Annotated in this window: 14 protein-coding genes; 4 read left to right on the forward strand and 10 right to left on the reverse strand. The window is 45.0% G+C overall.

Annotation, left to right across the window (positions count from 1 at the left end):
• Positions 1-11: 11 nt before the first annotated feature.
• From BN1938_RS00895 to BN1938_RS00905, 3 genes are all read right to left on the reverse strand, one after another.
• On the reverse strand, positions 12-1,196 hold the full coding sequence (locus BN1938_RS00895) for a sensor histidine kinase (protein WP_050638788.1): 1,185 nt from the start codon (positions 1,194-1,196) through the stop codon (positions 12-14).
• On the reverse strand, positions 1,193-1,864 hold the full coding sequence (locus BN1938_RS00900; RefSeq protein WP_050638962.1) for a response regulator transcription factor: 672 nt from the start codon (positions 1,862-1,864) through the stop codon (positions 1,193-1,195). The genes BN1938_RS00895 and BN1938_RS00900 overlap by 4 nt, the downstream gene beginning before the upstream one ends.
• A gap of 139 nt (positions 1,865-2,003) precedes the next feature.
• Entirely contained in the window at positions 2,004-3,146 is a 1,143-nt protein-coding gene (locus BN1938_RS00905) for an aldo/keto reductase (RefSeq protein ID WP_050638789.1), read from the reverse strand.
• 813 nt (positions 3,147-3,959) lie between these two features.
• Here BN1938_RS00905 and BN1938_RS00910 point away from each other — a divergent pair.
• Positions 3,960-4,169 (forward strand): hypothetical protein, encoded by a 210-nt coding sequence (locus BN1938_RS00910; protein WP_050638790.1) that lies wholly within the window; start codon positions 3,960-3,962, stop codon positions 4,167-4,169.
• Here BN1938_RS00910 and BN1938_RS00915 read toward each other — a convergent pair.
• On the reverse strand, positions 4,166-6,160 hold the full coding sequence (locus BN1938_RS00915) for a thioredoxin domain-containing protein (protein WP_242843779.1): 1,995 nt from the start codon (positions 6,158-6,160) through the stop codon (positions 4,166-4,168). The two genes, BN1938_RS00910 and BN1938_RS00915, sit on opposite strands and share 4 nt — an antisense overlap.
• A gap of 394 nt (positions 6,161-6,554) precedes the next feature.
• Between BN1938_RS00915 and BN1938_RS00920 the strand changes: the two genes are divergently transcribed.
• Positions 6,555-6,899: a hypothetical protein gene (locus BN1938_RS00920; RefSeq protein WP_148487084.1), complete on the forward strand. Its 345-nt coding sequence runs from the start codon at positions 6,555-6,557 to the stop codon at positions 6,897-6,899.
• Positions 6,874-7,689 carry a DUF2442 domain-containing protein gene (locus tag BN1938_RS22885; RefSeq protein ID WP_082202687.1) on the forward strand — a complete coding sequence of 272 codons (816 nt, stop codon included), beginning with the start codon at positions 6,874-6,876 and terminating at the stop codon, positions 7,687-7,689. The genes BN1938_RS00920 and BN1938_RS22885 overlap by 26 nt, the downstream gene beginning before the upstream one ends.
• A gap of 142 nt (positions 7,690-7,831) precedes the next feature.
• On the opposite strand, the gene BN1938_RS00930 is transcribed toward BN1938_RS22885, so the two are convergent.
• The 4 genes from BN1938_RS00930 to BN1938_RS00945 form a co-directional block, all read right to left on the reverse strand.
• Positions 7,832-8,449: a manganese catalase family protein gene (locus BN1938_RS00930; RefSeq protein ID WP_050638793.1), complete on the reverse strand. Its 618-nt coding sequence runs from the start codon at positions 8,447-8,449 to the stop codon at positions 7,832-7,834.
• Positions 8,450-8,905, reverse strand: a complete 456-nt coding sequence (locus BN1938_RS00935; RefSeq protein WP_025656702.1) for a spore coat protein CotJB — start codon at positions 8,903-8,905, stop codon at positions 8,450-8,452.
• Between the two features lie 148 nt (positions 8,906-9,053).
• Complete coding sequence (locus BN1938_RS00940; RefSeq protein WP_242843780.1) at positions 9,054-9,629, reverse strand: DNA-3-methyladenine glycosylase I; 576 nt, start codon at positions 9,627-9,629, stop codon at positions 9,054-9,056.
• Between the two features lie 25 nt (positions 9,630-9,654).
• A complete protein-coding gene (locus BN1938_RS00945) occupies positions 9,655-10,416 on the reverse strand; it encodes a Uma2 family endonuclease (RefSeq protein WP_050638794.1) in 762 nt (253 codons plus the stop codon).
• Positions 10,417-10,758: 342 nt separating this feature from the next.
• Here BN1938_RS00945 and BN1938_RS00950 point away from each other — a divergent pair, with 342 nt between their 5' ends.
• Complete coding sequence (locus BN1938_RS00950) at positions 10,759-11,913, forward strand: Gfo/Idh/MocA family protein (protein ID WP_050638795.1); 1,155 nt, start codon at positions 10,759-10,761, stop codon at positions 11,911-11,913.
• Between the two features lie 122 nt (positions 11,914-12,035).
• On the opposite strand, the gene BN1938_RS00955 is transcribed toward BN1938_RS00950, so the two are convergent.
• Entirely contained in the window at positions 12,036-12,833 is a 798-nt protein-coding gene (locus BN1938_RS00955) for an ABC transporter permease subunit (RefSeq protein WP_187376276.1), read from the reverse strand.
• Positions 12,833-13,729 (reverse strand): ABC transporter ATP-binding protein, encoded by an 897-nt coding sequence (locus tag BN1938_RS00960; RefSeq protein ID WP_050638797.1) that lies wholly within the window; start codon positions 13,727-13,729, stop codon positions 12,833-12,835. Before BN1938_RS00960 ends, BN1938_RS00955 begins: the two co-directional genes overlap by 1 nt.
• Positions 13,730-13,835: the final 106 nt, after the last annotated feature.

Consider the following 13,835-nt stretch of genomic DNA (forward strand, 5'->3'; position numbering starts at 1 on the left):
AAAGTGACTGCTCAGTGACTGTAAAACCTGATTTCAAAACAGCCCCCGCCGCCAGGGATATTCTTCGCCCTGATTGTGCCGTTTTGGAGTTCAATGATTTCTTTTGCAAGGGACAGACCGATGCCGATCCCGTTTTTCCCGGCATTTTGGCCGCGGTAAAACCGTTCAAAAAGACGGGGTATGTCTTCTCCAGTGAAGCCTTCACCTTCATCCCGGATTATGATCGTCTTATAGAGCGGATTCTTATCGTAGGAGCAATGTACGGTACCGCCGGCCGGAGTATACTCCACACAATTTTTGAGCAGATTCATGAGGGCCTCCATTGTCCAGTCGAGGTCTGCGGTAATCTCTATTTGGCTCCCCTCCGGTATGTCAACGCTGACATCCGCATCGGCTAATACTTCCTGTAAATTATCGGCAGCAAGGGTCAGTACCGTATAGATATCCACGGCCTCCTGTTTCAAAGGAAGCGTCCCTGCGTCCAGCCGGGATAATAGAAGCAGCGCCTCCTCCAGGTAAACCAGACGGTTCAGCTGCTTCTGTATCTGCTCTGGATAATCTCCGGACGGATGGGACCTCATCATCTGCGTAGTAAGAGAGATAGCGGTGACGGGCGTTTTTAACTGATGTGCAATATTGGAAAGATTCTCAGCAAATTTGTTTCTCGCATCCAGTGCTGCATCTCTCGTCTGATAGAGCATCGTCACGGTTTTATAGATCTCATCCTGTAATTGTGAGAAATCGTCTTCTCCGGTCTCTGATATCAGGCCCGGACTGCCCGTATTCACATTTTCCAGATAAACCGTCAACGCCTTTATACGCGCCGCTTCCTTTTTTCTCCTGCAGCGGAATGTAAAAAGAAACAGGAGGCTTCCTGCCGCAAAACCAATTGCAGCAAACAGATATGGATACCGGTGGGTGGTCTTAAAAAAATCCGACTGCCTGTAGCCATAACGGAGCAGTACATTTTCCTCTTTCTGCATTGCAGGTGTGTCACTGTACTCTTTTAAAACATTCAGCACCGTCTGTTCCATGTCCGGCTGCTCCTCTGTCAGTTCCCGGAAGAGATGGCCTATAAGCTGGAAATGCATCCTGTTGTTAAACTCTGCCATAAACAGGGCCGTGACGGCGGAGGCAATCAAACTGAACGCCAGGACGAGCCCGATCAGTGCGCCTGCATTTTTTCGTCCTGTCATAGAGTATCCTCCATGCGGTATCCAAAGCTTCTTACGGTTTTCAGGCAGGAGGGCTGATGCAGTTTCTCCCTTAGACGCTTGATTGTCACCGTAAGAGTGTTATTATTCACAAAGTTTCCATTGCTGTCCCAAACCTGCTCCAGTAACTTTTCTCTTGGAATTGTCTTTCCTTTGTTTTTCATAAAGAGCAAAAGCACCTGGTACTCCGGCTGGCTCAAACTGATTTCTTCCTCCCCGCAGAACACTCTCATCCCGTTTTGGTCAATGGTGATTCCGTCGCAGGTCAGATATTGTCCCGATACATTCCCAGACCTGCGCAGCAGTGCACAGATGCGCGAATACAAGACTTCAAGTTCAAAGGGCTTCACAACATAATCATCCGCACCATTTTGGAATCCGGATACGATGTCGCTGGAACCGCTGCGGACGGTCAGGAAAACCACCGGAAGCTCCTGCCATCTGGAGCGGATCCACCGGCAGAACCTGTCGCCATCCCCATCCGGCATATTCCAGTCCACCAGGGCAATTGCAGGCAGATTATTGGTAATCGCCTTCTTTGCTTCTGCTATTGTTGTGAAAACGGATACACTGCAATTGTGCTGTTCCAAATATGCTTTCACTGTCTGCGCGATATTTTCATCATCTTCAATATAATAAACGTCGATCATCTTGCCTTCCTTTCTCAGAACTTCAGGTTCGTGTTCCGTAAAGCCAATCTTATTTCCAAAAAATGCAGGATATCTAAAAGAAAGGATATCCTGCATTTTATAATTGATTATGAACATAGCGGGCAAGCCCGCTTCAACGCTATTCTCCAAAAAGCCGGTCTGCTTCTTTCATATTTTCAACCACAGACACCCCAAAAGGACACCGTTCCTCACAGCTTCTGCACCCAATACACTCATCTCCCCTGTGCAGCAGGCTGTGATAATGCGACCTGACAGACGGAGGCACCTGATTTGGTGTAAGGCGCGCGATATCCAGGTATTTGTTCACCGCAGCAATGTCAATTTCCACCGGACATGGATGACAATGGCCGCAGTACACGCAATTGCCCTGGAAATCATTTTTCATAGTCGCAATGACCTGAGAATAATCCTTTTCTGCTTCCTCCAGGTCAAAATAACTGACTGCACTTTGCACCTCTTCTCTGGTCTGCGCTCCGACCATGACACTTGCCACTGAAGGCCTTGATAATGCATAGTGGATGCACTGAGGTACCGTTAACGGTTTTGCAAACGGAGAATGCTCTTCCGAGATCAGCTTTCCGCCGCCCAGGGATTTCATGACTGTTATTCCCACCTGATTTGCGCTGCAGATCCGGTAAAGTTCCGCCCTCTTCGGATCCAGGCCCCGGTAAAGCTTGACTCCCATATCGGTTTCTATATGGTCGAATATATATTCTTCTGACGGCAGCATATCAAAAGCAGGATTGATGCTAAACATCATCATATCCGGCACCCCTGTGCTGATGACCTTCGCCGCTGTGATCGGATTGTGGGAGCTGAACCCAATATGCCTAATATCTCCCTGCTCCTTCAGACGGAGTACATAATCGACAAATTCCGTCTCAAATACATCCTTGTAATCTTTTTCCGTGTCAATAAAAAACATCATTCCAAAATCTATGTATCCGAAGATGCCGAGCATCTCCTCAAAATACTTTTTCACTGAGGGCAGATCACGGCTTACATCATACTGCTCATGAATGTCCGTGGATCCGATGTGCCCCTGGAGCATAACCTGATCACGCCTGCTGCCAAGAGCCTTGGCAATATTTTCTCGTACCTCCCTGCCAGGCATAAACACATCAAAGAGATTGATTCCGTTTTCAATAGCAGCATCAATTACCTCTTTGACCTGCTCATATGGCTTTCCGTCAAGATGCTCACATCCAAGGCCAATCGCGCTTACCTTTTTCCCTGTTTTCCCCAACTCGTTATAAATCATATGCCTTACCTCCATACTGTACACCATATTTCATTGCGGCTGTATAATAAGAATAGCATAATCATCCAAATTTTACTATCATATAACGCACATAATCGGGATATAGTTAACGAGCTTTAGACTCGTTGACGGACGCCGGACGCGAATGACGAGGGGAGTCCAAAACCTGCCGGGGCAATGTCTGCTGGTGAAATGTCCTGACACTGCGCGAAGAAGCTGTAGAAGAAAACAAAACGGGAAGGGAGGGCAGAATCTGCCTGGTAAGGCAAATTCTGCCCTCCCTTCCCGTTTTGTTTTCTTCAACAGCTTCTAATCGCTCGCTTTATGGACTTTTCACCAGCAGACATTGCCCCGGCAGGTTTTGGACTCCCCTCGTCATTCCCTGTTGCATCCAGACGGTGGTTAAGAGCTCGTTCCCCGGAGGGAGCCTCGTACGGTTGCAGCGGATGGGATAGAATTGGTGGTTCGTTTATAGCAATGTTAGTTTTAGATTCCCTTTCCTTTGTATATCTGATAAGGATATAGAAGTAATATCAATTCTATATATCCAGTAGGTGTATAAAAACTAAGGGGATACGACTTGCAGTATCAAACTAATTAATTACACATCTGGAAGATGAAAAGACGCGCAAAGCCAATTCCATCCGCCTCCCCCGTCTCGGGTTCCACTCTGGGGGCGAATTCTTTACTACCGACCGGATGAACCAGCCAAGCGGACCGTAAGCGGCAAGCCCTTTAGCCTGTATGGTCGGTTTAAAACGCCTTATAGCGGACGATTAGAAGCTCTTAGAGAGCCGGAGGCACCCTGAAGGGATGAAAATTGATTCTCCGAAATCAATTTTCAATCCGGCCTGTGCTGAAAAAATATCAATTTTTTCAGCGCATGCCGGATGTGCCCTTCCGGGTGCCTCCGGGTCTCTTAGAGCTTCTTCGTTAAGCGGTCAGGATTTTAAACCGACCATACAGGCCAAAGGGCTTGCCGCTTATGGTTCGCTTGGCGTCCCCATCCGTCGGCAAGTCTAAAGCTTGCCGACTAAATCCCTGACAGGAGCCCTGCACCTTCCATTCTGGCACAGATAATACATGGCACCCTCCTCAGGTATCGGATATTCTTTTACATACGGTATTATTTTTTCTAATTCAGCCTGGCTATTTCTGGTCTTTACAATAACCGAGCGGTTAAATGCAGGTTCTTTCAATAAGTGTTCTTTTAATGTCTCCGGCACCCTGTCCCCCGATGTGGTGCAGATGAGTTCCTGTGACGGATAAAGAGCCCTCAAAAGAGCCTGCAGTCCAAAGCTGTGCCCGGAAGGATATCCTTTTGCAGCACCGGTAAGAAAATGAATCTGCCGCTCCAGAGCTTCCTGCCAGAATGAATCACATGAATACTGTGCCAACTGGCTCAATAACACCGCTGCTGACGAATTTCCGGATGGGATCGCGCCGTCATAAGTTTCTTTTGGACGGGTTATCAAAGTTTCCGCATCCGATGCGGTCAGAAAATATCCGCCATTCTCTTTGTCTTCAAACAATTCTGTCATTTGACGTGCGAAAAATTCCGCCTCTTCCAGGTATATTGGTTCATAGGTCATACGGTACAATTCCAGAAGCGCCAGCCCATAGACCGCATAGTCATCCAGCTGCCCTGCTATAGCGGCCTCCCCCTCCCGCCATCGGTGAAAAAGTCTTCTGCTGCTGTCTGTCATAGATTCCCGGATAAACCGGTACGTATCTTCGGCGGCATTTTGGAAGCGGGCATCATCCAATATCTGCGCGGCTTTTGCCATCGCAATTATCATCCAGCTGTTCCATGACAGGATAACTTTGTCGTCTCTGTGCAGTGCAGTGCGGTTTTTCCGGTAATCATACAGTTTTTTCAGCCGAATATCATCTGCCGGCCACGCACTTCCCTTTTGCCCGATCAGATTTGGGATACTGCTGCCTTCAAAATTCCCGCTGGCAGTAATGTCGTAGATGAGGCAGAATTCCTCTCCGTCCTCACTGCCTAAAACCTTCAGAACCTCATCCGGAGTGAAAAAGTAATATTTTCCTTCGATCCCCTCACTGTCTGCATCCTGCCCGCAGTAAAACTGCCCTTCGGGTCCGGTCAGTTCCTTTAATACATAATCCAGAGTTCTTCCTGCAGTATCACCGTAATCCCTTTTCTTCGTTATATGGAATGCGTCCAGATATACAATCGCAAGGAGGGCATTGTCATAGAGCATTTTTTCAAAATGAGGTACCAGCCATTTCTCATCTGTTGAATACCTCGAAAAACCTCCGCCGATCTGGTCATTCATACCGCCGCGCGCCATTGCGTCCAGTGTGTGCTCTGCCATTTCCATAGCCATTCTGTCGTTCTCTAAACTGCCATAATGCAAAAGGAAGAGCAGGTTATGGGGAGCCGGAAATTTAGGCGCATTACCAAAGCCGCCCCACAGTCTGTCAAACTGCTGTCTATATAGGTCTACCGCTTTTTTTAGAATCCTTTTGTCCGGGGCGCTCCCTTCCTCGCAGTCTGAAATTGCAATAAACTCTGTAATCTGCTGCCCGGTCTCCAAAAGCCGCTCCCTGTCTTCTCTCCAGAGCCGGCTGATTTTCTGCAGTACTTCAATGAGCCCCGGATGCCCGTAGCGCGGATATGTCGGAAAATAAGTTCCCAGAAAAAACGGCTTTTGGTCAGGCGCCAGAATCGCCGTGAGAGGCCATCCCCCCGCTCCGGTTACTGCCTGGCAGGCCGCCATATATACCGAATCTATGTCGGGACGCTCTTCCCTGTCAACTTTAATACAGACATAATGATTGTTTAATACTTCCGCAACCTGATCGTCTTCAAAAGATTCATGTGCCATAACATGACACCAGTGGCAGGTGGAATATCCAATGCTTAAAAAAACAGGACGATCCTCTGCTTTTGCTTTATCAAACGCTTCTTTGCCCCAGGGATACCAGTCCACCGGATTTTCGGCATGCTGTAATAGATATGGGGATTTTTCGTATTTTAAATGATTCATATAGATTTGCCCTCCCATCTGCGGTTAATATGCCCCTTTGAGGCGTACTTTATTCTGTAGTTGACTGCGAATGCGGCTGTCAGGGCATATATTGCAGTGAATGCCCTGACCTATCTGAACTTATACTAATATTCTTCTTCGTTTAAGTCTTTTATTGCACATTACCTGCTTGACATACGACAAGTAAAAGTGTTAAGTTTATTATATCACAATAAACATGATATAGTTACCAAAACCGAGGAATTAGATCGCTCTGGATGCTTACTATCAGGCAGAGAGAAATGATAATGAAAATCCGCTTGACTTTTGTAGAAGAAATGGATGGGATGAATACATTTACAGAATGCTCATTGTTGACTTTCTTATTTTGAATAGAGACCGGCATGGAGCAAACATGGAGGTTTTGAGAAATAATAAAACGAAGACATTAAAATTAGCCCCGCTATTCGACCATGGTCTTTCTTTCATTTTTCAATGTCATGAAGAAAATGAGATGATATCGTTTGATGTCATGCAAGATAGACCTGTCCAATGTTTTGTTGGTTCCAGATCTGCAATGAATAATTTAAAATTAATACCTGCTAATCAACATCCGCATTTAAACAGGCTGCAGGAGAAAGATAAAGAAAGCTTGTTTGAAGGTATTGATTCAGTTATGCCTATGGTTTGGCAGGAGAAAGTGTGGGAAATGATTTGGAAGAGGTGGCAATATTATGAAAGTTTTTGCAATCAAAGATGAAGAAGACAAACAGCTTAAAACTCTTGCGTATTTGATCTATTATGAAAGAGAAAAGAAATTTTATATTGAACTTCCTGAAAATGCTGACCCATGGGAAGTTCCACTGCTGCTGGATTCTTTCGTAAGACGAGGGGAATTCACTGTAAATGCATTTTGGAGCAAGCTATGGGTACAGCAGCGAATTGTGCCTCAGGATCGTCAAAACCTCGGACAGATTTTAAAAACTAATGGCCTTGAAACCTACAACGAGTATGAACTTCTTATGCTGGGTGAGGGTAGATGCGCCCAGGATAGTTACTATTTGGTCCCGCTCTGCAGTAAGGTGTTAAATGAACAGTTCCATATGAGGTACCAGATAAAAATAGAAGATGTAGTTCCTTTAGAAGGTTCAAAGCTTTTAGTTTTTTTTCGGAATGGCAATGTACGGAAATGTAATATGAAACGCCTGCTTTCCTATAATGCACGCTTTGCTTCGATCATGAAGAATGACGAGCTTTTTAAAAAAGTATGCATTCAAACCGGAGGATATGGAGTTTGCTGGGGGGAGCATCTATCTGTCTCTGATAAAAAATTATATGAAACAGGAGAAAGTATTCCCCTTTCTATCAATGATTTCCGAAGCTTTGTTTCTTCCCGAACAGTAAATACAACACAAGCTTCCGAATTACTGGAATGTACGAGGCAGAATATAGAGGATCTGGTAAAACGGGGGAAGCTGCATCCAGTAAAAGTGGATGCTAAGAGCAAGTTATTTCTGAAGAGTGAGATTCAGCAGCGCCTTTGGAGATAATGAATGATAACTAAAAAACCTAAAGGCCACATTTGTTTATATCATGTGGTCTTCAGGTTTTTAAATCAGATCATTCATTTAAACTCGTTTATAATCTCATTCAATACTTATCAATTCACCAAATTATACTCTCATTTAAATTCTACAATTCTCCATGAAACATTTCTTTATCAAACTCCGGATTAAAGTAGTAGAAATTCTTACTGTCTAACTGCTCTTTTGTCTTTTCCAGTGCCTCTCCGAATCTCTGGAAATGGACGATCTCCCTGCTTCTCAGGAACTTCAGCGGTTCCCTGATCTCCGCATCCGGGATCATCCTTAGCAGGTTGTCATAAACCGTACGCGCCTTCTGTTCCGCAGCAAGGTCTTCCGTTAAGTCAGCAATGGCGTCCCCCTTGGACTGGAATTCAAGCGCTGTAAAAGGTACGGCAGCTGCGGCCTGCGGCCATAGTGCGGTGGTGTGATCAATATAGTAAGCATCAAACCCTGCCGTCTTGGCTTCTTCAATTGTCAGGTTCTTTGTAAGCTGGTACACCATGGAGCAGATAATCTCCATATGAGCAAGCTCCTCCGTACCGATATCTGTCAAGAGGCCGCCAACTGACTTCACAGGCATGGTGTATCTCTGTGCAAGATAACGCATGGACGCGGAAAGTTCGCCGTCCGGCCCGCCGTACTGGCTGATAATCATCTGTGCAGTTTTGGGGCAGGTTTTTGTAATTTTAACCGGAAATTGTAATCTTTTCTCATAATACCACATTTATACACACGCTCCTTCCCACGGCATCGGTCCCTTTTGCCAGCAGAATCTGTCATCATGGCTGCCGCAGTCTGCGATCTGGCAGCGCGTCAGCGGATTGAATGCGGATGCATATTCCTTCAGAAGCATTTCCCGTTCCTTTAGTTTTTCTTGATATAGTTCTTTTGCTTCCTCCTGCTCTTCGTGAGTGTCCAGATAAAGCGTCAGGTCATCTAATACAAAGCTGACCTGGGCAATCTTTCTCATCATGTCCTCTCTTTTGATCTGCTCATCTGACTTCTTTTCTTCCGGCTTTTCGGAATCAGAAGTATGGTGATCCATTACGATACTTGCCGCAAAAAAAGGTTTGTTCAAATCTTTAAAAATGGTACCAATATCCAATGCATCTTTGTCATCATATAATTCTCCCCATTGCTGCATAGGGATGGTTGCAATTGCAAGCTGTGTTTCTGACATAATTATCTCCTTTCTTGTAAATACTAGTGTTGCATATTTAGTATCTGCAAAAATCAGAGCACTATATTGTCAAAAATTGCAATAAGGACTCAAAGCGCCTTATTATGTTATCTTCCAAAAGTTACTATGTAATTGAAAGATCATTCAACTATCCATTTTTACAAAAGCAGTTTTTATCATGGTCATTCACCACACCCACCGCCTGTAAGTACGAGTATATGGTTACAGAGCCCACGTACCGCATGCCTCTTTTCTTCAAATCCTTTGATATACGGTCTGACAGCTCCGTCTTTACAGGAATTGTATCTGCCTGATTGATGATGATCTTTCCATCCGTAAATCCCCACAGATATCCGGAAAAAGATCCGTATTCCTTCTGTATGTCCATAAAAATCGCTGCATTATGAACCGCCGCTGTTATCTTTCCCCGGTTCCTTATAATCTGCGGGTTCTGCATCAGCTCCTCCACTTTTTCCGTTCCATAAGCCGCAATCTTTTTAACGTCAAAGCCATCAAAAGCCTCCCTGAAAAATTCCCTTTTCTTTAAAATGGTAATCCATGAAAGCCCTGCCTGAAATGTTTCCAATAAAAACATCTCGTAGAGCTTCTCATCGTCGTACACCGGTATGCCCCATTCCTTATCATGGTATTCTATATAAACAGGTGAAGATAAATCCACCCAGAAGCAGCGCTTCTTCTCCACCTCATGTTCCTTCTTCTCCATATTGTATTCCTCCTTCTCCGCCGTATTATTCTTGTTCAGCCCACTTTGCAATACGGCACATCTTCAAAACCAGTCTCCCGTCAAAAATATGAACCGGTATGTCCGCATCAATCGGATAAATAATCGGGCAGGCTTCGTCTTCAAAAAAGTACACCAGCACCACTTTCTGATTCGGATCTACCAGCCAGTATTCCCGAACTCCGGCGTCTTCATATTTATGAAGTTTTATAATATAGTCCTTTCGCCTGGAACCCGGTGAAATGACTTCCAGCACAAAATCCGGAGCTCCCATGATATTGCGTCTCACAATCTGCCCCGGATTACAGACAATTGCAATATCCGGCTGGAGCATCGTCTTTTCGTCATTATCCAGCTGTACATCTACAGGCGAAATGAACGGTGTGCATGCTCCGTCCTGCTCCACTATATAATTTGCAATCTGCCTGTATAGCTCTCCTGCAATCAGCTGATGAAATGTATTCGGCGCTGCCATATCATAAAAGTAACCATCTATCAGTTCCACTCTCTGATCGTCCGGAAGTGCGCGGTAATCGTCTACCGTGTACATTCCCGGCTCACTTCCTGCGTGGTACGCAGAGGCTTCCCTCACCACTGCCGGCTCTTTAAACACATTCTCAAGCGCAAGAATCGTCGCATATCTCGGATTCTCCGTCTCCCCGTTAAATATCTTTTGTACGGTACCCAGCGGAACACCGGACAATTCTGCAATCTGTGCATACGTATAACCTTTCTCCTTCTTCTTCTGCTTCATCTCCTGAATCGTCATAACCCTTCCTCCTCCGCAGCATCCGTTTATGGTTATATATTACAACATTTAGGGAGAATTGTAAACCGAATATTATACAATACCGGTTAAAATTCGGTGTGCAGATCATTTTTTTTAAATATGCCTCCTTTTTTCTTTTTCGCATTCCTGGAATTCATTGCCGCCAGCACAAACAATGCTGCGTTTATAAGAACTCTGTCCGCCTGGTTACCGGCAAAAAAACAAAATGATACTGTTAAAACTGCGCATCAGGCATTATAATAAAGCCAGTAGATCGTAAAATAAGTAACCTGCTGTTTATAGCCTGTGAATGATTCATAAGTAGAAAGGAAAATGCGGACAATGAGCGTTTCAACAAACGAAAAAACAAACCACAATTATGCAACAAATAACAGCAAAAAGATCCGGACCGCTGTGGTAGGCTGCGGTGCGATCAGCGATATTTACCTGACCAATATGATGCATCGGTTCCCGAACCTTGAGGTCACAGCCTGCACGGCAAGACATTTGGAGTCAGCTCAAAAAAAGGCGGCTCAGTATGGAATTCGGGCCTGCAGCTATGAGGAGATACTGCAGGATGAAACAATTGATATGGTAGTCGTGCTGACGCCTGCGCCGACCCACTATGAATTAATCCGCCAGGCTCTGCTTAACGGAAAACATGTGTATACGGAAAAAACAATGACCGTTGACCTGGAGGAGGCTAAGGAACTGATACAATTATCGGAAGAGAAGGGCCTGTATCTTGGCTCTGCGCCGGATACATTCCTCGGGTCCGCACTGCAGAATGCCAGGCGGGCAATCGATGAAGGTGCAATCGGCGAGGTAACCTCCTTCCAAATCCACGCCAACCGCAATCTCGACGTCATAGCGAGTTTCGCAACGTTTCTGTGTATGCCGGGCGGTGGAATCTGCCATGATTACGGGGTTTATTATCTGACCGCTCTGGTGAGCCTTTTAGGTCCGGTTAAGCGGGTATCTGCGGTTGTGCGGAACAAGAATGAAAAAAGAAAGAATACGAGTCCGGGAACACAGGGCTACGGGCGGGAGTATGAGTACCGCAACGAAAGCCAGGCTGCTGCAGCTATGGAATTAAAGAATGGTGTATTTGGTACCTTTGTATTGAACGGCGACAGTATTTTGCAGGATCAGGCGGAATTTATGATATATGGCACAGAGGGTATTCTGAAGCTTACTAATCCGAATCTGTTTGGCGGGGAAGTGATTCTTATGACCAATGACAGCAAACAGTGGGAGGCCACAACAAAAGAAGCCGTCCATTATACGGATGCATTTTCAGAAAATAGCAGAGGAATCGGTCCGGCAGAGATGGCATCGGCTATCATCGAGGGCCGGCCAAACCGGGCAAATAAGGAGATGGCATATCATGTACTTGATGTCATCAGCCAGATGATAGCGAGCAGCGAGAGCGGTCGGTTTGAGGAGGTTCTGTCCGAATGTGAACGGCCAGCCGTTTTGGAAGATGGAATGTTTTAGGTTTTTTTCTCTTTACTCACATGCAATGACATGCTCGTATCCGTAATTTGAAAAGGCATGACCATTGAAATTCCGGTCATGCCTTTCCCCATGCTTCATGTATTGTTTTCCTATATTTATGATCAGAGCGGCAAATCACGCTTACTGAACCGTACAATCCCAATCCCGATAAGCACCAGCCCAGCTATATACAAAATGATGCATGTCATCCAGGCTTCACTGTCACCGGCACCCAATCCATCAACATTAAATAATGTCAGCGGAGTTACATATTTCAGATTTTCAAATTTATCCCCTACTCTTGAAAGCATCTGTACCAAAAGGGAATATACTAATACTGCTGTACTGATTGACAAGGAATATTTGGATTCGTTAAAGAAACAGGATGCACAGAACCCTACGCCTCCTAAAAATATCAGCAGCCCCAGCAATCCTATATTTACTCTCAGAAATGCTTTGATTTCCATTTCTCCCGGAAACATTCCCTCACTGAAAGCAAGTATCAGCCCCGTCGCAAATCCTACCATAATAACCAGGCACAGAATCATGAAGACTGCCTGTGTCAGCATAATCCTCCAGCGTTTTACCGGCGCAGCCAGCAAATATGCCATTGATCCATTGTCTACATATTTTGCTGACAGCCTGTTCGTCAGAATAATAATAAATACTCCAGGAAAACCGATAAAAAGCCAGCCATACAAATAACTTGAAACAAACTGCAACAGGGTCGAACCAGGACTGTTCATTCCGAAGGCCGAGAAGATCCCTGGCATGCTTTCCGCCATCATTTTTAAGCTGTCACCCATTTTCGGATCATACATAATTGTAATCATACTCCCATAAACACTAAGCACGACAAGGAAAATTGCGAGCAATAGCCAGTTGGATTTTATTTCTTTCTTAAACAACGTTGCATTCATTATCTAGCACTCCCTTCTCCGTAAAAATGCATAAAGAATTCTTCCAGACTCTGCGTCTGCACATCTAAATCCGTAATGGAATATTCACTTGCCTTTTTAACGAAAGAATCTAAATTCCTTCCCACTCTGGCTGTCACAGTCCTGTTTCCCGCCTCATAGGATACTTTAGGAAACTCTGCTGCAAACGCTTCAGCCATAACTGCATTTTTAAAAGTAACCGAGATATTCTTCTGGCGGCCTTCTTTGAGCTTTTCAATCTCCTCAACAGCAACTAATCTGCCGTCACGGATAATGGCAGCACGGTCACATGTACGTTCCACTTCCTCAAACATATGAGAAGACATAAGGATCGTTTTTCCGGCCTTCTTCTCTGCAAGAATCAGCTCTACAAATCGATTCTGCATCAATGGATCCAAACCAGATGTAGGTTCATCAAGTAAGTAAAGCGAGCATGTTGTCTGCATAAAAGCACAGACAATTCCTATTTTTTGTTTCATCCCCTTAGACATTTTTTTCAGTTTACCAGATGCATTCAGCTCAAACATATCCATTAACTCCTGAGCCCGCCCCAAGTCTTTCATTTTTTTCATTCTGGCCACAAAATGAATGAACTCCAACCCGCTCATAGAATCTATAAATGCAATTTCACCTGGCAGATAACCAAGATATTCCTGAATTTTGTCAGCCTCTTTAAAACAATCCTTCCCTAAGATCGACAGTTTTCCGCTGTCCGGTTTCATAAATCCCATTAACTGACGGATGGTCGTTGTTTTTCCAGCCCCATTAGGCCCCAAAAACCCAAGAACTTCTCCCTGTTTCACGTCGAAGCTGACATCGAATACGCCCCGTCCCCTGCCATAATCCTTTGTGATATGGCTGATCTCAATTACACTCATTCTGATATTCCTCCTTGTTAGCTGCAATAAATTGTCCGGACAGGTTTGACTTTCTCAGTCAAACCTTAATATCAGAATACCGGATTGACTATTTTTTACAACCCCT

The organism is Eubacterium sp. SB2, assembly GCF_001244405.1.
GTDB classification, from domain to species: domain Bacteria; phylum Bacillota; class Clostridia; order Lachnospirales; family Lachnospiraceae; genus Faecalicatena; species Faecalicatena contortus_B.